Source organism: Actinoplanes sp. ATCC 53533 (genome assembly GCF_003947245.1).
The window spans coordinates 1-22,375 of the sequence record NZ_QHHV01000156.1 but is presented as its reverse complement, the minus strand read 5'-3'; the positions used below and the strand labels follow the sequence as shown (position 1 = coordinate 22,375).

Here is a 22,375-nt window from a genome sequence, read left to right as displayed (position 1 = left end):
TTCGATTCGCTGGCGGGTGTTCTGGGTGACCGCCGACATCGACGGGACAGACGATGGCGACGCCTTCGCCGTGACCTGGCAGGCGTACGTGCATTCGCGATTCCCGGACGGGCCGCTCGGCCAGCTGGCCGACTACCTGGCCAACTCGGCCCGGCGTCCGGGCACGGTGACCGTCGACCTCGACCCACCCACGGTGCACCGACTGCTCCTGGCCGTCGAACTTCGCCCAGCCGGGCTACGGCAACTACTCGACCGGCTCGCCCACGCCGGGATGCTCACGCAGGTGCAGGCCCACAACGGCGAGCACTTCGGCGTCCACACGCTGCGGATGCCGCCGCATCTCATGACCAGCAACCGCGCCACCGATCCCGGTGCCTGACCCACCAAGGAGAGACGACCTGCCGACACCGTTTCGCCTCGCGCGGGCATTCGGCCTGCCCCGAGGCACCGCCTCGCGAACACCCCTAGACCACCCGACGCGACCCGCGTCGGGCCATGCACACCCCCCAAGTACGAGAAAGGGCTCGATGAACCTCCTCAAACGGTCGATGATCGCGGCCGTCACGCTCGGCGGACTTCTGACCGCCGGAGCCACCCCAGCCTCCGCGATCGTCGGCGGACAAGACGCCAGCCAGAGCTACCCCGGCATGACGGCCTTGTCCACGTTCTTCCCCGGCATCGGCACCGCCAAGTGCGGAGCCATGCTCATCCACCCCCGCTGGCTGCTGACCGCAGCGCATTGTCTGTCCGACCCGACCGCGGCGCCAACACCGGTCCCGGCCCTCGCAGGGAACGTCACCGCCCGCATCGGTTCGACGGACCGCACCACCGGCGGCCTGGTCGCGATCGGCAAGCGGGTCTACCTGCATCCGGAGTGGATGTGGGCGGCGATGCCCGGCAAGCCGGTCGCGGACCTCGCGCTGGTGGAGCTGACCCGCGCCGTGCCGCTGCCGCTGATGCCCGTCAGCTGGCGACAGATCCGTGCAGCAGACCCCGCCCGGCTCATCGGGTGGGGCCTGACCCAGTACCCGCCCCCGCCGGGCACGACGATCCCGGAGGTGTTGCAGGAGCGGAACACCACCCGGCTGCCCAGCACCGCATGCGTCGGCGGCTTCGCCGGCGTGGGCGATACCTGCTTCGACACCGGGGCCTGTTTCGGGGACTCCGGTAGCCCGGCCCTGCGCCCGGCGGGCACCGGCCCCCACGGCATACGCAGGTGGGCGGCCGTGGGCATCGCCAGCCGGGAAACCAGCGAAACCGACCCCTGCGGCGGTCCCACCGTCTACACCGACCCGACCTACGCACCGTTCCGCAAATGGATCATCACCACGACCCTCACCTCGAAGATCCAGCCGTGCACATGCCCACCCGTCCGCACCCTGGACACCGCGGGTAGCGAGCGGATCAACCTGCTCAGGCCGCTGATCGTCCGGTAGCTACCCGACCGGATAAGCCCCCGGTCCGGCCTGTGCCTTCCAAGCCTCCCCCGTGGCGCGGAAGGCCAGGCCGGGCCGGGCCCAGGCCCGCACAGGCAACACCTCAACCCGGGGCGCCAGCCCTGATCACCGAATAGGGAACCTTCGTTGACCACCATCACGCCACGGCCTGCCCCTACGCCACGCCACGGATTCACCGCAACCGCCGCCATCCTCGCGGTGCTCGCACTCGCCGCACCCAGCACCCCAGCCACGGCCGGGCACAACACCGAGGCGGACGTGCCGCCGCCATGCGGACCCCTGGCCGTCAACCAACCGATACAGCTGCCCGCCGGCACCACCGCTGCCGGGCCGATCCTGCGCCGTCTCGCCGCGCACCTGCGTGCCGAACCCGCCGACACCCAGAACGGCCGGTACACCCACGTCGCGGTGACCGTGACCGCCGCCGACAGCAGCATCGGCGACTGCGTCACCACAGAAACCCGTCACGCCGCCGAGCAACGGTGGCGCGACGAACGCGCCAACAGCGGCCGGATCACCGGCACCCCGTGGTACAGCAACCCCGGACCCGCACCCGAGATGGTCACCACCTGGTACCGGCCCGGCGACCTGCCCGGTTTGCTGCCTGGCTACGCACCGAGCGACCCTGCCGTCCTGGCCGCCGCGCTGGACGAGGCGTACCCGCCGGACACCGACCGCCTCGCCGCGAAAGTCCGCGCCGTCACCGCCCGCGCCGGCATCCGGGCCACCGCCGGCGCGGCGAGCCGGGTCGAGGCCATCGGCGCCCTGACCGCCTGGCACCACACCCCGCTGCCGGTGCGCCGGGCGATCCTGCGCGTCCTTGCCGACGTGCCCGGCCTGACCTACCACCCCCGGGTCACCCTCGCCGGGTGGACCGGTATCGCGGTCAGCGTCCCCGCCCGGCAGAACACCGTCCGGCACGTGCTGCTGCTCGACGCGGCCACCGGTCAGGTCCGCGGCGCCGAGTACGTGCTCACCGACCCGACAATCGGCCGCAACCTCGCCGTCGAGGTGCCGTACTCGATCGCCCGCACCGTCATGGCACCGCAGGCCCGCACCAACCAGGCCACCCCCGCCAGCCAGCCGATTCAGGCCGGCTAGCCCACGGTCAGGCGGCGCCGCGTCCGCCAGCGCGACGCCGCCCTGCAGGCCCTTCGTCTCCACCACGAGGACAACGATGACGACCACACCAGCCGGGCTCCACCAGGCCACCCACCGGGCCTTGTCCGCCCGCACCCAGGGCGTTCTTGTGCACACGGCCCTGGCCGCCACCCTGCCCCGGAGCAGCCCATGACACCCACAACTCTCACCGCCGCTGCCCGGTGGTTTCCGCTGCTCGGCCGGCCCCGGCCGAACTGCCCGGCACTGCCGTTGCGTGTTCAAGAGGTTGTCGATGCTGTCCACGCCGCCCGACAGAAACCCGGCAACGGGATGGCCGACGCGGCCCGCGCCCTCAACATGGCCGCCCTCATCGCCGGCGACGCCGGCATGACCGACCTCGCCCGGCAACTGTGCTGGCAGCACATCGACACCTACTGCCGCGCCGGACGCCGCCTGACCATGCTCGAAGCCCGCTATCTGCTCGAGCCCGTTGTCCATCTCGCCCGTCTCCAGATCCGCGCTGGCCAGTACAGCGCCGCGTACTCCCTGCTGGTGTCGATGTTTGAGAACCTCACCCGAGGCTGGGATCTCATCGTTGACGGCCAGACCCTGCCCCTCGCTCGGCTCGTGGGCGACCACGAGGACAGCTGTCAGCTGTGGCAGTGGGTCCAGCGGCGCCTCATCTGCGAAGGTGTCCGCGCGCTCGGCCTGGCCGGTCAATGGCAGGACGCCGCCGACCACGCCCGCCGCTTCAACGGCATCGGGGATCATCTGATGGAGGGCCGCCAGGCCCAGATCATCGCCCGCTGCCAGGACGGGGACCGGGCCCAGGCGCGGGTGCTGCTCGCCGAGAGCGTCATCACCGAGCCGTGGGAACAAGACGTCGCGGCCTGCCTGCAGGTGATGTGTAGCGATCCCGGCGACGAACAGATGGTGCCGACCGCCACGGTGCACGCCGTCGCCGCGGCCGTCGCGCGATACACCGGACGCCCCCGCACATCCGGCTACGCCTCGTATCACGCACGACTCGGCCTCACCGTCGCCATCCTCGCCCACCCGGTCAGCTGCGGCCTGGCGACCGAACTGCTCGACCGGGTCGCCACGGACGCGATCAGTTCCGCGGACGGCTACGCCGCGCGCGACGTGCTCGGCTTCCGCGACCCCATCCTCGGCATCACCCATGAGCACCGCCTCACCCTCGACCGGCTCGCCACCGAGGCGGGGATCGGCGTCGGGACGCTGCCCGAGCCGAATCTGCAACAGCTGACCGCCGCCGCTGACAAGGCCACGGCCGTACTGGACAACGCGCTGGCCTCGGCGAGCCTCCCCGACACCGGCGCCACCACCCGGGGCGGGCACCTCGGCCCCGACGCCACCGCCGACAACGGCAGACATACGCCGGCCGACCTTCAGGGTCTTCTCGACGCCTACCATCGCGGTGTCGCACGAGGCTGGGCCGCACTGCGCCCGGCACAGCCGCCCGCATCGGCCCCACCAGAGTCCGCCGGCCGTCAACCGCAACGCCCGGACAGCACCACCCGGCCAGGCCGCCCGTGACAGCCCACACGGTGATGTCACAAGACAGGTGCTGGCCCGCCGAACGGCTGCCGTCACAAAGGACACCGTCGCGTCCGTGTCGAAGCCTCACGCGTCGCGCCCCGCACGGCCACGGCCGGAGTCGTCCGATGAGTTCGGTGGTCGCCGTGCAACTCAGGTCGGCCCTCACCAACGGGGCCGTCCTGCCGATCGCAATGTTGTGGCTCTCCTGCATGGTGCCGGGCCTGCCGTCGCTGATCTCCCGCGAGGTCCTGTTCGGCAACCCGGAACGCATCAGCCCCGCCGTGTCCCACGGCGGCATGACGAAGCGGGTGGTGAGATGACCGCGGCGCCGAACGGCGAGGCGTTGGTGTTCCGCTGGCGTCGCCGCCGGGCGGTGGAGTCCTTTGTTCTGCAAGCCGTCCCCGCTCTGCTGGTGCCACTGGCCGGTGGTGTGATCCTCGGATCCGGGCCGGTGGACTATCGGTTCTACGGCTGGCTGGCCGAAAGCGCCGCCACCATCGCGGCGGTGCTCACGGTGCCGTGGTTCCTGCTGCACCTTGCGCTGGGCAGGCGCGTGTCGGTGGTGCTCACGCCGGACGGAATCCAGACCGGTCTTCCTCGTCCGGGGCTCATTCGATGGTCGGAGGTCGTCAGCCTGCGCACGGTCTGGCGGCTGGCGGGCCGGCATGTCCTGCTCACACGGCGCAGCGGTCCTGCGGTGAGGCTGTACACACCGCGAGGATCGGGGTGGCTACCTGACCGGAGGTTCCGGCGCGAGCTGGCCGAGTTGCGGGTATGGGCCGACCGCTACGGCGCCCGGATCGAGCAGGGCAGCCAGGACCGGCGACGGACGGCAGCCGCCGTCGCGGTCGTCATTCTCGCAGTGCTGGCCACGGGCGGGGTGCGGGCGGCCGATCGTGGGGTGATCTGGCCTTCGGCGCCGACCGCATCCCTGGTGCCAGTGGCCTGCCCGGCGCTGCAGGCCGCGGGGCTGGACCGCCTCTGGCCGGCGGATACCCGCACCCTGGACCGTGATGAGCAGGACCGGCACCAGCTCGGCGAATACTCGTACTGCGGGTGGGTGCGCCGCGGCCCTGACGCGCCCTACATCCGGCTGTCCGCGGTGGTCCGACGGCACGATGGCTTCGCGATGAGCAGCCCGATCGCCATGGCGGTCCGCAGCTACACCTCCGAGCGTGCCGCGGAGTCCTCGCCTGAGCCGGTGTCCGCTCTGGGCGATGAGGGATTTGTCAGCTCGGCGGCCGATGAAGTGCTGGTGGTGGCTCGTCGGGCCAACGTCACCGTGTCGATAGACCTGGTAATGGAGCCTCGGGATCCGGAAGAGGCCGAGGCGGCCTCCCGCGAACTTACCGCGGAGATCCTCGCCGGGATCCGGCTGGGTGACGGGCCGAGACGATGAGCCACAACCATGTCGCTGCGTCGGCGGACATCGAAGGATCAAGCATGGTCTGGATACGTTCCAGCGCCGCGCACCGGTACTCGGACGGTTCTCGAACGGACGCCGGCATGAACGCCCACAGCCTCGCGCTGTTGCTGAATACCTTCACCTGCCATTCGCACACCCCGGTCTGCTCGATCCCGTTTCGGGGGGTGCGCGCCACCGCGGGCGCGGTGTGTGTCTACCCGCATCGCGGGGGTGAACGGTGATTGCCTACCCGCGGCCTGGCATGCCGGACCCGTTCATGGCCGTATGGCGCGATCTGGTGCTGAGCGACCCGGGACGGGCCACAGGGGAACTCCGCGAGTTCCTCGACAGCAGCTATCGGCCGCCTAGTCCGATCGCCGCGGACCTGGAGGTCCTCCTGACCGAGGCCCTGCACCGCCGCCATGCCCTCGTCGTCGCGTTCGACACCAGCGTGGAGGCGGCGCGCACAGCGGCCAGCCTGGATCCATCCGACTGGCCACGGCTTATCACCGCGCTGATCATCCACGCCGACATCGTGCTGTGTGCCGGCGATGACCGTGCGGTTGCGGCGGCCACCGACGCGGTCGCCTTGGTGACCAACCTCGAAGTGCCTGATCCCGGCCGGCTCACGCTCGTCCGAGCCCTGCGCGCCGTGGCCGTCTACCACCACCAGGACGGCGAACAGGGCAAGCGCGAACTCGCGCGGCTGCTACGGGCCACGCCCGCCGACACACCGATCGGCGCGGTGCTGGCCGCCGCCGCCACTGCGATGGCCGACGGTCTGCGGCGGTGCGGACCGCACCAACGGCCGACGAGGACGCCGCCGCCGCTGCGCGGTGGCGTCCTGCAACCGCACCTGGATGCACCCGCCACCGATGAGCTGGCCTACCGCGTTCGAGCCTGGCCCGCCAACCGCCCTCCCTGCTGCGTCGCCAACCCCAGGCAGGGAAAGCCATGAGCCCGTCGCAGCGCCCGCGAGGGTCATTCATCCGTTCCGTTCGACACCGGCGACGGTGTCTAACGAGGAGTGAACCGACGACCGGGCGCAGCTCTGCACCTGGACCCGACACATCCGACCCAATCCTCACGGCGAGAGGAGTCACCGTGGCTGACGGCACCCCCTCTGCCCAGGGCGGGGACGTCCCGGCGTGGGAAGGCCCACCCGTGGACGTGGTCGTCGCGGCGGAGCGAAACCACCGCGACACCCTCGGCCGGCACAACGAGATCATCGCCACGGTGCGGTGTCTGCTCGCCCGCGGCTACACCGACATCGAGGCGATGGCCCACGTGGCGCAGGCCTTTTCAGCCCTGGAGGACCTGTCGACCACCTGGTTCCTGGCCGCGCTCTCGGTCGTGGAGCGCGCCAAAGCACCCGATCCACCCCGATCCCCGGACAGCACACCTCTGGTGACACCAGCACCTGCACCCGCCGACCCGGCACACCCAGCGGCTGCGCCCGCACACCTCACATGACCGTGATCAGGGCACCGGGCCGCACCAGCAGAGCGTGACACGTCCGAGCAGCGACCAGATAATGAAAGGAACCAGCTGTGACCGCCTCCCACCCCGTCCTTGCTGATCCGCCCCCGACCGTCGCCGCTCGCCCGGCCGTCGACCCGGGGCGGCAGGCGCTGAACACGGCAATGGCCGCCTGCTACGCCGAGGGCGAGACGATCCGCGACCTCGCCGATCACACTCGAACCTCGTACGGCACCGTCCACCACGGCCTGGTCAATGAGAACGTGACCCTGCGACCGAAAGGCAGCCGCCGCAACCACCACCGTGACCCGGCCCCGCCGCTCCGCATCGGATACAGCATGTGGGGACCTCTCACCTCCGGGATCCCCGACACCCCGGATGATTCACGCGCCTACCGGCGCGGCGTCATCGACGCCATGCAGGCCGCCGGAAACCAAGTCGTACTGCTGCCGGCAGACTGCCGGCGCCTCGGAACCGGCCACCGATACCGGTGCGACGACAAGCTGCCCGATCTGGACGCGATCGTGATCGAGGGGCAATGGCCGCTGCCCGGCCGCAACACCACCGTCTGCGGCCATGACGGACACCACTGCGACGTGCACCGCCGGCAGGAGCTACTCGATCACTACACCCACGGCCGTCGCACCCCGACGGTGATCTGGGACCAGGCCCGGCAGCTGCCCACCGACGACCCCCTGCGGCTGCTACCGCAGGTCCGGGTGGCCGAAAACGCGCTGTGCCCCACCGCCGGGGCCGTCACCGTGACCGTCGCTGTCCCAGACCGGCTGCTCGCTCAGGCCGACCCGGCAGAGCTCGCCCAACGGGACCGGACGCTGCCGCTGGTCTATGTCGGCGACCAGCACGAGCGTCATACCGCGTTCGCGAGATACTTCGCGCCGGCCGCCGCCGCGTTCAAACACCAGGTCGCCGGGAACTGGCCCACCCAGCTCGCGTGGCCGCACGTCACCTTCACCGGCCGGTGCCAGTACGACAAAGCCGCCGACATCCACTCCAGTGCGCTCGCGACCGTGCTGCTCCTACCCGACCGGTACGCCGCCGCAGGACACCTGACGTCGCAGCTGTACGAGGCCGTCACCAGAGGCTGCCTACCGCTGACCCCGGCCGACATCGCCGTCGCCGACCAGATCACCCCGACCGAGCTGCACGTGCACGACGGCGCCGACGTGATCGCCAAGCTGCGCTGGCTGCAGCACATCCAAGGCACCCGGGAACACCACTACCTGATCGCCGCGTGCCTGCTTCACCTGCGGCGCTACCGGCTCTCCACCCAGGTCGGCACCCTGCTGGACACCCTGCACGCCCTCACCAAGCGAGCACCCGCCACCTCCGGGACGTCGCGATGAAACTCACCCCGGTGATCGCCGTGCAACTCATGTCGATCATCGCTGGCTGGCTCGCCCTGCCGGTAACACTGTCACGGCTGTACCCCGTGATCCATCACCCAGGCACCACGCGCCGGCACGTGCTACTGCTCGCGTCCCTGGCGGTCATCGCGGCTCTGATCAGCCTCACCGCGGGGGTCGTACTCGTCGACCGGTACGGCTGGCTATCGGTCGGGTGGCGGGCCTTGGTGCTGCTGGTCGTCCTCGCCGTCGCCCGGCGAGCGATCACGCGCAACGCGTCCCCGAACACGGCACTCCGGGCCAATAGCACTGGCGTGCCAGGCCTGCACCCGGCTTGGGCGAGCCCACGGGTTCCGGCGCAGGACCATCACCCGTGTTTCAGCAGAAAGAGCTCCCGCATGACTTCCCTGAGTAGGCGGTGCACCCGACGGGGCCGCGTTCTTCTGCCCGCAGTCGCCTGTGTTGGTGTCGCTGTTCTGCTCGGCGCCGCCGTCATCACTGCCAGGCTCGCCACGTTCACCGCCGTCGGCAACGACGCCGCGGACGACCAGGTATACGGCCCGCAGGCCTCCACGTCGGCCGCCGACGCGTCCGGTACTGGCTCATGTGTCCCCGAGCCCGCTCACCCGCGGCAGCTGCACGAGTGGGCGCACCAGCCGGTGATCGCGCCGATGACGCTGGGCGCCGCCCAGCCGGCCCGCCCCCGGCTGCGCGCCCTCACGACCGCGGTCACCTCCAGCACCTGCGAGCGCGCCGACGGCGCCTACGCGTACGTGCAGCTCAGGGAGTGGGTGATCGCCAACACCGCCGCGACCGGCACCGCAGTGCTGCAATATGAGCACTGGCTGACCGCCGACGGCTCCGGACGCTCGACCAGCGTCACCACCCGCATGCCGGTCGACGAGAACCGGCCCACCGACGAAACGTTCCCGCCCGACGCAAGCCTCGTGAACCCAACCCCGCTCGACGACGACCCCGCAATCCCCGCCGCCCACCTCGACAGCACCAACGCATTCGCCCTGGGTCCGCAGTCTGTGCTGCGTGCCCTCGCCGACATCAGCCAATGGCAGGCACCCCGCCGCAACGTCCGCGCCGCCGCGCTGGCCGTCCTGGCTGACACCGACGGTCTCAGGTACCACGGTGCCGTCACCGACCGCGCCGGCCGAACCGGCGCCGCGATCAGCGCGGCCAGCGACAACGGAGGCACCCGAGATCTGATCATCGTCGACACACGCACCGGGGCACTGCTCGCGCACGAACAGACCGCGATGCGCGACCCCGGTGCGCTCGGCATCACCGCACCCACCGTCGTGACATACACCCTGTATGCCGCCCATGCGCACACCGCCACGGTGCAGCAACGATGACCATTGCCAGACTGCTCGACCGAACTCTCGAGCTGCCACCCGAACCCGCCCGGATTATCGACGCTCTGACCGGCGGCCTGCACAACTTCAGCTGCGACCGGCAGGTCGCACAGCAGCTGCTCGACGCCGACCCGAACCTGTCGTGGTGGGTGAGCGCTCATCACCACTTCCGCACCCAGGCGATGATCGCCCTGGCGTCCGCCGGGATCCGGCAGTGGATCGATCTCGGCTGCGGCATGGCCAACGCCGCCTCCGCCTACACCCTGCTCGCCGACGACCCCGGCCTTGGCGGTGGACGGCTGGTCTGCGTCGACAACGACCCGGTCGCCATCACCCACCTGTGCACGCTGCCCCCACCGGCCAACGCGGACCTGCACGTCACCGCCTTGTGCGCCGGCCTGCGCGACCCGCACCAGGTCATGGCCGACATTTCCCAACGCGACGCCGTCGACCTGGGCGAACCCGTCGCAATCCTGCTCACGAACGTCCTGCAGTATCTCGACGACACAGCCGCCGTCACCCTGCTCGCGGCCTTGCGCGAATACATCACGACCGGGTCTTACCTGGTGCTGTCACACCCGAGTAGCCCACGCCCGATGACCGCGCCGCTGCGAGCAGCGATCACCCATTTCCAGCACATCACCGACACCACATGGGCGTTGCGCGAGCCCGACACGGCGATGCCTCTGCTCGGAGACGGGTGGATCCCGCAGCCACCCGGCATCGTCGCGGTCGGGCAGTGGCACCCTGCCTGCCCTGCGGACGAACGAGTCGACGACCAGGACGATCTGCCGTGGCCGGACGCGATGCGCGAAGCCGCGGGCTGGGCAGTCCTCGCCACTGCCGCACCGCCGCGAACGTAACCCCGCAGCCCTGCAACCCTGCGGCCCTTTGTCCCTCTCCGCCTTTCACCTCATGAGGATCCACTGTGACCACCCCCCATCAGGATCAGCCGCCCTCGCCGAGCGGCAGTGCGGCCCCACCGCGGCATCCCGTAAGCCCTGTGACGCCGCGAGTCCGGCAATACCCGGCTCACGCCAGGATTTACAGCCTGTCCACGACCGAAGCACCTGGCCATACGCTGCGCTTGCACCTTCGTACCGCCCACGGCAGGACTGCTCACGACGCCGTGCCGATACTCGTCCGGGCGTTCATCCGAGCACCCCTGACTCGCTGGCTGTACCCCACCGTCGGCGGACGCGGCAGCCACCTTCGCATGATGTTTTCCCAGCTGATCGACGACGCCGGCAACGGCTCCGTGGTGCTCGCCTACCAGGGCGGTACGGCCGTCGGTGCGGTGCTGTGGAAGACCTGCCCCGCGCGGGACGAGACCGCCCCGGCAGTTACCGGCTTCTCCACGGTCGATCCAGGCAACGCGCGGCTGGCAGAGCTCGCCGACCGACTCGCGCACTGCCATCCGGCTGAGCCGCACGAGTGTCTGCAAGCGCTGGCTGTGCTCCCCGACCGGGAAGGGCAGGGTGTCGCCGGCGCGCTGCTCGCGAGCGCCACGACACGGGCGCCGATGTCCCGTTTCCTGCTCACCCCTGGCCAGCTTTGGGGTTTGCTGCACCGGCTGGGATACCGGCCCTGCGGCGAGCAGATCGTCCTGCCGCACGCCGGTCCGCGGCTTCAACCCTTCTGGTTCGCGGCGCCGCTCCCGCAGCCGAAGGAGACGAAGCGTTGAGCCCTGTCCCCGTCCAGCCCTGCCGGGTGCTGATGGTCTGCGTGCCGTGCCGACTCGCCGTGGTCCTCGGCGTCCGCGAGGATGCCACTACCGGCGGCACCGAGCTCATCACCGTTTCCGGCCGGCCCGCCTACCTGCGTCGCGAGGCGAACGTGGCGCTGTCGCGGTTCATCACCGACCACCTCACCCATCGCGCCGCGACCGTCGTCGAAGGCGACACCCACTTTGGCGACGGCACACCCATCCCGGCCGACCTGCGCCTTGTCGAGCTCGGCACTGCCGTCCACTACATGGCACCCGATGACCTCACCGTCGGGGACTACGGCCGAGGCTGGCCGGAGCAGCCTCAGTACCCCGTCGTGGTCGGGCCGTGCCGCTACACCACCCCGCACCCCCAACCCGATCCTCCGGACATTGAGGGAGTCGCGGACAAGCGGGCCACCCTGCGGCCAGGAATTCCGGCGGCCCCGAGCGTCCAGCGGCCTCTGTATGTTCCGGGCTGGATACGCCCGGTCTGGCTGACCTATTTCCTGCACTACAGCTACAGCTTGGAGTGTTGGGTGTTGGCCGCCGTCACCACCGTCGGTGATATCGCCCGGCTTGTCGACCTCGACCACCACGGGCACCTGGACGAATGGGCTGCTGACACCGCACAGGACTGGGCCCGGCAGCTGTTGGAAGCCGGCGTCGACGAGGACGACCTGCGTCCGGCCGGCGTCACCGAGTGGCGGGCGGTCGTCTACGACGACACGCAAGGTTGGGCGCCGTTGTTCGACAGTACGTACCCCCGCAGACTGCCGTGGACTGATCTTGCTGCCGCAACCGGCTCACGCCATCAGCCACGGCACACTACGCCGGCCGGCATCGCCGGGAACGTCGACTCGGCCACGGCGGGCAGCCGATGACCACGCCTGCACCCTCGACGAGCGCGTTTACGGTCGGTCGGCGGTTGCGCACCGTGTACCTGACCGCCGTCTACGCCGACACCGACGCGGTCCGGGTCCTCGCCCGCCTCCGTCGTAGCGCCGTCGCCGTGTCCTGCCCGACGCAGGCACTGCGATGACGCGCGTCGACAGGACCGTGAACCCACCGGAGCGCATCGGGCGGCGCCCGACCTCGCTGCCGGTGCACAGCGCGGGCGCGTCCACACTGCCGGCGTGGCTGTCCGGGTCCAGCAACGAGCAGAACCGGCGGTTCACGGTGGTGGCTGTGATCGTGTCTCAGACCGGGTGTCGTAGCTGGCGTGCGCGTGCGGCCGAGATCCGCCGACTCGTCAAGCGCCGAAACCGGCACCAGGACCGGGCCCAGAGCCGTTGGTGGCTAGCCGAGATCATCGCCCGGGTCCTCGGCGTCACACTGACCGCGGCAACCGTTCCGGGACGCGCTGCCCACAAGACTGGCCTTGCACAGTCGGACACCGTCAGCGATCCGCTGCCCGAGCGTCACGACGATCTGCTCAGCACCGCCCGCAACCCACCCGCGCTGACCGGCACGAAGCCCGGCGCAGATGTCACCATGAGTGACGACCCTGGCCGGCAGGGGGTCATCAAGCGGGCCGAGTATCTGATGCACGACAACAAATATGTGCGCGCCCGTACCCTGGTATTCCAGCACCTGAAGCACCTACGAGCCGTGGACGCCGCGGTGGACCCGCTGACTGTTCTCTCTTGGGTTTTTTGGCCCCACAACTCCAGGGTTTTGTGGCCCCACATCCGAAGCCTGATGCGAATACGTCGATCGGAACTCCAGCTCCAACTGGCCCCAGCAATCCCATTCCGTGGAACGGCCGTATGGCTGGCCGCAGGGAGCTGCGACATCGACAGGGGCCAGCGTCCCCAGGTGTGGCCGTGCCCGCTCGCTACAGCGGGACCGAGGGACTCGGTGGCAAGCCGGCCGCAGGCCGGTGCGGCAGCACCTCGGCCCCCGAGTCGCTCGATGCGGGTGGGGCCACGGTGACGCTGCCATGCATCGACAGGCTTGTGGCGTCTGGAGCATTTGGCGACGACTTGGTGGGGCCAAGATCCTCTGGAGTTGTGGGGCCAGAAAACCCCAGCAAAATCACGCTGACGGTGCTGCGGGTCGCGCGCCTCGTGGTTTGCTGCGACCCGCAAGGCATCGACCCGGCCACCCGGACGTGGGCCTGGTGCTACTACCGGTCCGCGACCCGCCGACACGGGCCGAGCCACCGGCAGAGCGTGGACGCCGCCCGGCGGCTGGTCACCATCCTGCGCGCCAGCGGCCAGGCCGATCAGCTGGCCGTGTTCTACCGGCAAGCCGGCGACGACTTCCACCACGTCGGTGTGCACGGCGAGGCGTTGCGCATCCGGATCTCTTGTGCGCAGGTCCTGCACCAGATGGGCCGCTGCGCGACGGCTCTGCGCCAGCTCGACCACAGCATCCTGCAATGGCGCGAAGCCACCGACGGCGCCCCGGTGGAGTTGGCCCACCTCTCGGCGATGCTGCACATGCCGATGGTGTGCGGGCATCCCCGCCAGGCCAGACGCATGCTGCGCCGCCTCCCCGCGCTACTCCCGCCGCAAGCTACGGTGCAGGAGCTGCTGCACGGCGCTCATCGCAGCGCCACCGACTCCCGGTCCCGTACTGGGCACCGCAGGATGTGCACCATTGCCGCACCCGTCGTGGACACGGTCAGCGAGCGCCGCGCGTTCCTTACCGAGCTGCGTGCCGTCGCAGCTGGCCGGCCACTGCCGGAGCTGATCGACGACGACTACCTCGGCCACGGCCCGCCCCTGCCTTATGCCCGCAAGCGGATCGCCGTACGCACCGCCAGCATGCCCCCGCGCACGACCGCCCTGGCCCAAAAGCTCCGATGTGGTGCCGCTGACGTGGAGCGGCTCATGCACGCCGCCGCCGACGCCGGCCAGTCCCGACTCATCATCGGCACTGGTGCGCAGCCCGTCCGGGCTCGTCGCAGCCGGCCCGCCACCGGTACGGGCCCGCAGCCGATCCTCGCGGTCCATGAGGATGTCCGCGGATGACCCACGCAGATCACTCGGGACAGATCGACCGGGCCGCACCGGCCGTACGCCCATCCGGATTGCCGCGCGCCTTGGCAGAGGTCCGCCGCCGTTCGCACCCAGGCCTGCCAGCCGGGCGGCCGTCACGATGAGCCGACACCGGCAGCGCACCGGCGCGGTTTCCGGCCGGCCCGACACAGGTCACCGCAACGGCCCCGCCGGCGGCAGCGGCGCCGATGACCGGTACGCCAGGGACCTTCCCGCGCTGCGGGCCGCAGTGTGGACGATGCCGATCTCGGCTGCACGGCTGCTGCAGAACCTGCTGCGTGCGCCCGGATCAGCCGAGACGGCCCATGGCGTCGACCAGATGATCCTGCTCGCGGAGGCGTTCCTGCGCTACCGCGACGCCGCTGCGGCGCTGGACGCGGCCGGGCGTGCGGTTCACGCCGCGGAAAGGCTGCACCCGGTCGACCATCGTCGCAGGCTGTGCGCAGACGGCGTCGCCGCTGACATCACGCTCTACACCGGCGGGCCGGCCGTGGCCGTCTACAACGAGTACCTGCACCAGCTGACGGCGACCGGCGACTGGGCCGGCGATGCGCTGCGGACCGTCTACGCCCAAGCGGGGCTCGCGGTCGCCGTCTGTCGGGAGGTCGATCGTGACCATGGTCGGCAAATCCTTACGGGCCTCTGCGAGTGGTCGTCTGACGCGCTGGGCCGCGGCCATGCCGTGACCATGGCGCTCGTTGCAGGGTTCGCCGCCTTGCGCGTGGGATGTTCCGGCTGCGGGTCACGGCCGCACGACCCAAGGGCGTCCGACCACGCGGTACCGCTGGCGCCGCTACCGGGCGGGATCCTGCAGCCCGACCTCGTCATGCCTGACCGTGCCTCCCTCGCCTCCCGGGTCCACGACTGCCCGTGGGGATCGCCGTGATGCCGACACTGCCAGGCCCCATGGCGCTGATGCCGAGGTCGCACGACACCCAGCGTCCCGCCCAACCGGTCACCCCCGAAGCGGTGACCGACCGAGCCACGCCCCCGCCAGCCCGTCCGTGCCGACCCGCTCGTGCCGGACGGCGCAGGCTCTGTTCGTCCTTGACTTCCGAAGGGACCTGCCGATGGCAAACCTGGTGATCGCGACCATCAACCACGAGGCCGGCGGCAACCACGGCGACACGTTCGACATGCACCCCCTCAAACAGACCTTCACCGTCCTCGACACTCCGCCCGCCGTCATCCTGTTCTGCGAGGCCAAGCACTACCGCCGACACCAGCACCAAGGGCTGCGCCAGGCCGAGAGAGCCCTCACCGAGGTCCTCGACGCCCCCTACGCCGGGCTGCTCGGCACCAGCCAGCAAGGCCCCATCCCACCCGCGATCTTCTACAACACCGACCTGGTGACGAACCTGCACTGGCCCGGTGACGACCCGCACGACCCCGACGTCTTCGCTGACCAACGCAACGTCGGACGGTTCCGGGCCAACGCCACTGGCGCTGAGTTCGGTGCTTGGGTGGCCCACTTCAACGCCCGCAGCGGCGCCGCACGCCTGGACGAGGCGAAGCTGCTCGACCGCTACGGCAGAGATCCGCTCCCGTTCATCGGCGGCGGCGACCTGAATTCCATTAGGTTTGCAACATCGTCGTGTCTCGCATCGGTAGGGTCGGCGGCCATCAGTGCTGGCCTATGCGTTGCACCGGGTCATGTCGCTTGTCTAGCTTTCCCGGATGCAGATGATCTTCTTCTCCTCGGCGGGTTGGCAGGGCTGGGAAGTCCAACGGAAACCGTTGATTCGGCAGGGCATGCCGGTGTTGATCGACGACGACTTGCGGTTCGAGGACGAGCGCGGCGCCCGCCCGGTAGTCGTGGTGAATCAGTGGTTGCGCGAGTTGCCGGTCAGCGGCGCGCCGGCGCCGAAGAGTTGGGAAGTGTACGCGCGAGCGTTGAAGGGCTGGCTGGAGTTCCTGGCCGAGTGCGGAGTCGCCGTGTTCGCCGAACGCGATCGGTTGCGTGCGGCGCTGTCCGGCTACGCGGAGCATCGCCTGGCCGGGCCGATCGAGGCGCGTTTGGCGGAGTCGACGTGGAATCTGCACGTTGGCGTCGTGGCCCAGTTCTACGCGTGGGCGGTCGAGGAAGGCCACGCGACTGCGGTGCCGTTCACGTACGGCGCGGGGCGTCGGTACGCCGACGGACGGCTGGTTGAGGTTCGACGAAACCTGGCGAAGGTGCGGGCGCCGAAGCCGCACACCCGGATCAAATACTTGGAGCGGGAGTTCGTGGAGCTGTTCGTGCTGGCGTTGGAAGGGTTGCTACCTGATGGCAGCCCGGATCCGGCGTTCCGCGGTTTGCACCCGGGCCGCAACGCGGCCACGGCGAGGTTCGTGTTGTCCAGTGGGCTGCGCCGGCAGGAGTTCACGTATTTCCTGGTCCATGAGGTGCCGCCGTTGCCGGCCGCGTCGACCGTGGTGCCGATCCGGCTGCCGGTGCCGGCGGGTATCACCAAGGGCCGCAAGCCGCGCACGACGTGGGCGTCCTACGACGCGTTGGCTGCGGTGCACCGGTACTGCGCGCTGGAACGTCCTTTGTCCGTCGACGGTTCCGGTTGGCGACCGGATCCGCAGCTCGGCGCGCCGCTGGTCGTGACGAAGGCAGACCGGTTCGGCGGGGTGGTCAACGGTCGCCGGGTGCCGTGGTCGAAGCTGACTCCGCGCGAACGGCTGCGGCTGGTCAACGTCGATGGTGGGTCGCTGCTGTTGGCGGTGCAGCGCGACGGTGCTCCGTTCGTGGCCTGGCCGACGGTGTTCAGGCGGGTCTCTGATCGGATCCGGGCCCGGTTCGAGCCGCGTTTTCCGCACGTCAAGCCGCATCGGCTGCGCCATTCGTTCGCGATGGCCACGCTGGAGATGTTGGTGACCGGCTACTACCAGCAGGCGGCCCGGCTGGTGGCCGACACCGGCGACGACGCGGCGATGGCGCTCTACCTGACCCAGGCCGACCCGTTGATGGTCTTGCGGGACCTGCTCGGCCACTCCTCGGTAACCACAACTGAGCTGTACATGTCAAAGCTCGACGCCACGCGGGTGTTCCGCGAGGCATACGAGGCCGCCGGCCGCGCTGCCGACCTGACGGAAGACCTATTCGCTGAGGTGGACGCCGAGTTCGACGACGAGGCCGAGTTGGCGGAGGCGAGCGCCTGATGCCGGCCGAGGTGTTCACCGATCCGCTGCGCGTGGTGTTCGTGTTCAGCGACGCCACCCGTTACACGCTGCGGCTGCACCATCTGCCGTGCCCGCTCTTCGTGGGTGAGATGGCCCATGGGCTTGCCGCGTTGGCCCACCCACATGGACCTATGGACTCGGTCGAAACGGCCATGGGCTACCGGGCCGCGTTGGGGCGGATGGCCCGCTTCCTGGACAGCGCCGGTTTCCGGGGCGGCGCGGCGGAGTTGACCCGTGCCCGGCTGGTGGAGTTCTGGCTGGGTGTCAGCCGCCGCGAGGAGTCGCCGTCGCGGCGGATGCTGCTGGCGTGGGACGGCGAGACCGGTGGTTTGCGTCGCGAGGTTCGCGACTACCTCGGTGGCCGAGCGCTCAATTCTGAGCCACGCCGCACGCCTCTATTGCCTTACAGCGACGCGGAGTGGACGCGGCTGTTGGAGTGCTGCAAGCAGGTCACCGATACCGCGTGGGCTGAGCAGCGCGCGGCCGTGGCTGCCGTACGCGGCGGCCGGGATCCGGCCGTGGCCGGCTGGTCGGAGCAGAACATGCTGTGGCTGCACCACCGATATGGGCCGCGATCAGCGGCGCAGGTGGCTGAGCACATGCGCTGCAGCATGGTGACCGTTTGGAAGAACACCGGCGGGGTGACCCGCACGGCACCGATGCTGTTCCCGACGGTTGGTGTCGCGCTGGCCTACCGGCTGTTGCTGGGCATGACCAGCGGGATCGTCCCGGACGGTTTGGACGACCTGGGCGTCGGCGACATCGACTGGGCCGGCGACACGACGGTCCTGCTGGACTATGTCAAGGGCCGCAGCGGACCACAGTCGTTGACGTTGCCGAAGGCCGCCGTTCGGGTGCTGCGTCGCTGGTTGGCGCATTCCGCTGGGCTACGGCGGTGGGCTCCCGAGCAGGCCAGATCACGGCTGTGGTTGGCGTACTCGCGGGTCTCTCCGATCCACGTGGTGCTGTTCGACCACGACACGATCCGCCGTTTCGTCGAGGCCAACACCCTGGTCGATGACGACGGAAAACCGCTGTCGATCCATCGCAGCCGCATCCGTGCCACCTTCCACCAGCGCCGCGACAAGCGGGCGTGGACCGGCCGCACCACAATTGATCCCAACCACACCGCCCAGGTCGAAGGAGACCACTACCTGTCGCGGCCCAGCCCCGCCCAGCGCAATGCGTTGGAAGCGGTGATCGAGGACGCGCAGTCCGACCTGGTCCGCAAGGCGACCACGGCGGTAGTGATCGCCAGCGCGGACCCGGTGAGCGCTGCGCGGGAACTGCCCGCGAAGGTTGTCGGTCTGAACCTGAGTGAACCGGTCATCGTGGAGTTGATCGGCGGCGAGCGAGACGTGTTCACCGCCGCATGCGCCGACCAACTCGCCGGGCTGCACGGCCCAGCCGGCCGGCCGTGTCCCGCGCGGCCGTGGGTGTGTCTGCTCTGCCCACTGGCGATCTTCGCCCCACGGCACGCGCCCAACCTGCTACGGCTCAAGGCGTTCTTCGCCCGGCAGTTCCGGCAGATGCCGGTGCCGCAGTTCATCGCGGTATTCGGGCCCTACGCCCACCGTCTGGACCAGGACATCCTGCCCCGGTTCGCCATGTCCATCTTGACCGCTGCCGCCGATCAGGTCGCGGACAACGACGCTGAGCTGCCGCTGCGGCCGGAGGAGACGACCGCATGAACGACTACCCGGTCACCGCCGCGCATCTGGTCACACGCCGGTCCCCGTTCGCCGGCCAGCCGGTAGCTGAACTGGTCGGGCTGACGATGAACCCCACGGCCCGGCCGCCAATGTTCGACGACCCGGTCTGGGACTTCGCCGGCGTCGCGAACAGCGCCGCCCAGCTCAAGCCGAACCATTTGAGGTTCGACTTCACCGGCATCCCTCGCCCCGACTGGCAATTGCTCGCACGCGAGCTGATGATCGCGTTGCTCTGCCCGACGCACGCCGAGGTGGCGACCCTCCCGCGAGCGCGGCGCACTCCACTTCACCTCTCCACTTGCCACAGCAGGCTCTACCACCTCATTCCCTGGTTGCAGTGGCTAGCCGAACAGGACATCACATCGCTGCGGCAGGTGACCCAGGAACACTGCGAGCGCTACCTGCAGCACCTGAACGACCGGCGCCCGGACCGGGCCAACGTGATGCACGACGTCCTGGCGATGAAGGACGTCGCGCTCTACACCGAGTTGTTCACCGCCGACTCCTATCAACCCGGCTTCATACCGTGGCCGGCACGCGCCGCCAACGTCGTGGCCGGGTTCTCGCCGCGGGGAGAGAACAAGACTCAGCCGGTGCCGCCGGAGCTACTGCAGCCGGGGCTGACTGCCGCACTCTTCCTCGTCCAGACCGTTGGCCCGCACGTGCTGGGCCTGCTCGAAAAGATCCGAGCCGCGCAGCAGCGTCCCGTGCAGATCTCCGTGGCGCGACATCACGAGGTCCGCGAGCTGATCAGCCGCTACGTCCAGCAGGGCCGACCCCTGCCACAGCTCGAACGCCACCACGTCGCCGCCCGGCTCAGCAACGGCTGGCACCTTGATGATCCACTGCTGCACGTCAGCTTCGGTGAACTGGCTCACGAAGTGTCCGCCAGGCAGGTCGACCAGAGGGTCATCCGCGCGGTTCGCGACCTGGCCGAACAAGCCGTGGCAGCAGTCGGCATCCAGCCGGCCTGGGCACGCGAGGCGGTCACCGTCGTTACGGCCAACGGCACCGACAACGTTGCGTGGACCGAGCCTCTGACAAGCACCGGCGCCAACGAACTCGCCGCGATCGTCTTCACCGCCTGCCTATTCGTCACCTCCGCTGTCAGCGGCATGCGTTCCAGCGAGCCGATGGAGCTGACCATCGGCTCCTGCACCGAGCCCCGCGAGATCCAGCCCGGGCTGTTCCGATTCGGCCTGTCCAGCAAGCGCATCAAGAGCGAACAATGGGGCGGCGTCCCCGACGAGTGGATCGTCATCGAACCGGCCTACCGGGCCGTCGAGCTGGCCGCCAGGCTGGCCGCCTTCGACACCACCCGCGACGCGGCCGACACGAGAGTGTTCGGCCGATTCGCGTTCGTCAACCGGCTCAAATTTTTCCGACGCTGGATCAACGGTCCAGCCGGCATCCGGCTGGGACTACGGCAGATCCCGTCCGGACCGATCACCGTCTCCATGCTGCGGCGCACCCTGGCGCTCGAACTCGGTCACCGACCACATGGCCTCCTGGCTGCGAAAACGCACCTCAAGCACATCTCAGTGGCCACCACCGAGGGCTACACCCGGCGCCCCGGCGGAGCCCAGGCCAAGTTCCACACCGAGGTCACCGCCGCGGAAACCGCCCGCAAAGCCAAGCTCGCCGCCGCCATCTACCGCGACTACCAAGCCGGCAGGCTCCCCGCCGGGCCCGGCGCGCGGGACCTGATCGACGCCCTGCAACACGTCGACACGCAATTGGACCAGCAGCAGCACGCTCAGCCGACTGTCGTGGCCACTGACCGGCACATCGAACTACTGCTGAAGAAGAAGGCCGCGACGCTCCACATCCAGGCTGCGAACTACTGCTGGTTCACCGACCCCGCCAAGGCGCTCTGCCTCAAGCTCGCCGGAACCCCGACAGCCACCACACCGCTGGCCGGACTCTGCGACGCCGCGCGCTGCCCCCAAGCCACCTTCCACCGCCAGCACCGTGAGGTCTGGGCCGGATGCGCCACCACCACCGCGACGTTCCTCGGCAACCCCCGACTACCCGCCGGAGAAGCAACCCGCCTCGGCGCCGAACACGCTCGCGCCCAACGCGTCGTCGACGCCATCGACGCCGCCACCGACACCGGAGCAGTTCGATGACCATCAGCGACCTGCAACGGAGGCAGACCGAGGACCGCATCCGCGCCGCCACCGACCGCCTGCTGCGCGGCCAAATACCGCCAGGCGGGAGCTGCGACATCAAGACCCTCGCCCGAGAGGCAGGCGTCTCCCGAGCGTCGCTCTACCGCACCTACCAGCACCTCAAGCAGGAATTCGAGGACCGCCTCACCCGCCTGCGAAACGCAGGCCACCTGCCCGACCCCCGAGCAGCGCAGATCATCCGACTCACCGACGACAACACCCGACTCCACCAACGGCTGACCGAGCAAGGCCAGCAACTCGCCGAACTGACCACGCTCAAGGCCACCGTGATCTCGCGACTGGCCGCTCAACACACCGAAATCAGCCAGCTACGAGCAGCCCTGGCCGGCGCCGGCAACGTCCGGCTCTTCAAGCCCCGGCACCAAGCCGGAACCCCCGTTACCCAGACCCACAGCAACGACAGCAGACGCACCAACACCGATCCACCCGCAGCCACGCTTGGTGAACTCGCCGAGGCAAGCGTCTATGTCGGTGTCGTACGCGCCACCGCAGACCTGCTGATCCTGCTGCACTCGTTCCTCGACGCCGCGAGCACCACGGTCCGCACCGAGTTCGGCCAGTTCCTGATCGGTCAAGCCGACGACCTCGGCGGCGACCCGGCTATCACCGCGGCGGTGACGACCCACGAACTCTTCGAGGCCGGCGACCTGCTGCACGCCATCGCTAACCACCACAGCGACGACAGTCCCGACCGAGCCGACAAAGATCACCGCTACGTGCTCCCCGACGAGAGGCACCGCAGATGACTATTGACCTGCAGTTATCGCTGCTGAACCTGGAAGGCGGCGGGTTGCAACCTGACGGCTCCTACGACTTCGACGGCCTCCTGCGCGCGTTCGCCGAGCCACCCGCACCCCACC

Annotated in this window: 21 protein-coding genes; 20 read left to right on the top strand and 1 reads right to left on the bottom strand. The window is 69.7% G+C overall.

The features are described 5' to 3' along the window. The 14 genes from DMB66_RS41535 to DMB66_RS41470 form a co-directional block, all read left to right on the top strand. On the top strand, positions 1–379 hold a 379-nt coding region (locus tag DMB66_RS41535), incomplete at its 5' end, for a hypothetical protein (RefSeq protein ID WP_233625223.1). A 148-nt stretch (positions 380–527) separates the two neighbouring features. Then, positions 528–1,436: a trypsin-like serine protease gene (locus DMB66_RS41530; RefSeq protein ID WP_125809623.1), complete on the top strand. Its 909-nt coding sequence runs from the start codon at positions 528–530 to the stop codon at positions 1,434–1,436. A 147-nt stretch (positions 1,437–1,583) separates the two neighbouring features. Further along, positions 1,584–2,558, top strand: a complete 975-nt coding sequence (locus DMB66_RS41525; protein ID WP_125809622.1) for a hypothetical protein — start codon at positions 1,584–1,586, stop codon at positions 2,556–2,558. 189 nt (positions 2,559–2,747) lie between these two features. Next, on the top strand, positions 2,748–4,115 hold the full coding sequence (locus DMB66_RS41520; RefSeq protein WP_199752929.1) for a hypothetical protein: 1,368 nt from the start codon (positions 2,748–2,750) through the stop codon (positions 4,113–4,115). Positions 4,116–4,243: 128 nt separating this feature from the next. Beyond that, positions 4,244–4,438 (top strand): hypothetical protein, encoded by a 195-nt coding sequence (locus tag DMB66_RS41515; RefSeq protein WP_125809621.1) that lies wholly within the window; start codon positions 4,244–4,246, stop codon positions 4,436–4,438. Then, positions 4,435–5,517, top strand: a complete 1,083-nt coding sequence (locus DMB66_RS41510; protein WP_125809620.1) for a hypothetical protein — start codon at positions 4,435–4,437, stop codon at positions 5,515–5,517. The genes DMB66_RS41515 and DMB66_RS41510 overlap by 4 nt, the downstream gene beginning before the upstream one ends. Positions 5,518–5,561: 44 nt before the next feature. Next, complete coding sequence (locus DMB66_RS41505; RefSeq protein ID WP_125809619.1) at positions 5,562–5,765, top strand: hypothetical protein; 204 nt, start codon at positions 5,562–5,564, stop codon at positions 5,763–5,765. Positions 5,766–5,800: 35 nt separating this feature from the next. Beyond that, positions 5,801–6,481 (top strand): hypothetical protein, encoded by a 681-nt coding sequence (locus tag DMB66_RS61705; protein ID WP_158647537.1) that lies wholly within the window; start codon positions 5,801–5,803, stop codon positions 6,479–6,481. Between the two features lie 146 nt (positions 6,482–6,627). Next, complete coding sequence (locus tag DMB66_RS41495) at positions 6,628–6,996, top strand: hypothetical protein (protein ID WP_125809617.1); 369 nt, start codon at positions 6,628–6,630, stop codon at positions 6,994–6,996. A gap of 77 nt (positions 6,997–7,073) precedes the next feature. Further along, positions 7,074–8,366, top strand: a complete 1,293-nt coding sequence (locus tag DMB66_RS41490; RefSeq protein WP_233625222.1) for a helix-turn-helix domain-containing protein — start codon at positions 7,074–7,076, stop codon at positions 8,364–8,366. Between the two features lie 398 nt (positions 8,367–8,764). Further along, complete coding sequence (locus tag DMB66_RS41485; RefSeq protein WP_125809616.1) at positions 8,765–9,733, top strand: hypothetical protein; 969 nt, start codon at positions 8,765–8,767, stop codon at positions 9,731–9,733. Then, positions 9,730–10,596 carry an SAM-dependent methyltransferase gene (locus DMB66_RS41480; protein ID WP_125809615.1) on the top strand — a complete coding sequence of 289 codons (867 nt, stop codon included), beginning with the start codon at positions 9,730–9,732 and terminating at the stop codon, positions 10,594–10,596. The genes DMB66_RS41485 and DMB66_RS41480 overlap by 4 nt, the downstream gene beginning before the upstream one ends. A 353-nt stretch (positions 10,597–10,949) precedes the next feature. Then, complete coding sequence (locus DMB66_RS41475; protein WP_125809614.1) at positions 10,950–11,417, top strand: hypothetical protein; 468 nt, start codon at positions 10,950–10,952, stop codon at positions 11,415–11,417. Next, positions 11,414–12,322 (top strand): hypothetical protein, encoded by a 909-nt coding sequence (locus DMB66_RS41470; protein WP_125809613.1) that lies wholly within the window; start codon positions 11,414–11,416, stop codon positions 12,320–12,322. The genes DMB66_RS41475 and DMB66_RS41470 overlap by 4 nt, the downstream gene beginning before the upstream one ends. Positions 12,323–12,737: 415 nt before the next feature. Here the strand turns inward: DMB66_RS41470 and DMB66_RS41465 are convergent, their stop codons facing one another. Further along, positions 12,738–13,031 (bottom strand): hypothetical protein, encoded by a 294-nt coding sequence (locus tag DMB66_RS41465; protein ID WP_125809612.1) that lies wholly within the window; start codon positions 13,029–13,031, stop codon positions 12,738–12,740. 419 nt (positions 13,032–13,450) lie between these two features. Here DMB66_RS41465 and DMB66_RS41460 point away from each other — a divergent pair, with 419 nt between their 5' ends. The 6 genes from DMB66_RS41460 (at position 13,451) to DMB66_RS63035 (ending at position 22,261) form a co-directional block, all read left to right on the top strand. Further along, on the top strand, positions 13,451–14,416 hold the full coding sequence (locus DMB66_RS41460; RefSeq protein WP_125809611.1) for a hypothetical protein: 966 nt from the start codon (positions 13,451–13,453) through the stop codon (positions 14,414–14,416). A gap of 265 nt (positions 14,417–14,681) precedes the next feature. Continuing rightward, positions 14,682–15,329, top strand: coding sequence for a hypothetical protein (locus tag DMB66_RS41455; protein WP_233625221.1), 648 nt, complete (start codon positions 14,682–14,684; stop codon positions 15,327–15,329). A gap of 791 nt (positions 15,330–16,120) precedes the next feature. Beyond that, a complete protein-coding gene (locus DMB66_RS41450) occupies positions 16,121–17,590 on the top strand; it encodes a site-specific integrase (protein WP_125809609.1) in 1,470 nt (489 codons plus the stop codon). Next, entirely contained in the window at positions 17,590–19,302 is a 1,713-nt protein-coding gene (locus DMB66_RS41445; protein WP_125809608.1) for a hypothetical protein, read from the top strand. Before DMB66_RS41450 ends, DMB66_RS41445 begins: the two co-directional genes overlap by 1 nt. Then, positions 19,299–21,452, top strand: a complete 2,154-nt coding sequence (locus tag DMB66_RS41440) for a site-specific integrase (RefSeq protein ID WP_125809607.1) — start codon at positions 19,299–19,301, stop codon at positions 21,450–21,452. The genes DMB66_RS41445 and DMB66_RS41440 overlap by 4 nt, the downstream gene beginning before the upstream one ends. After that, positions 21,449–22,261: a hypothetical protein gene (locus tag DMB66_RS63035; RefSeq protein ID WP_199752928.1), complete on the top strand. Its 813-nt coding sequence runs from the start codon at positions 21,449–21,451 to the stop codon at positions 22,259–22,261. The genes DMB66_RS41440 and DMB66_RS63035 overlap by 4 nt, the downstream gene beginning before the upstream one ends. Positions 22,262–22,375 lie beyond the last annotated feature (114 nt).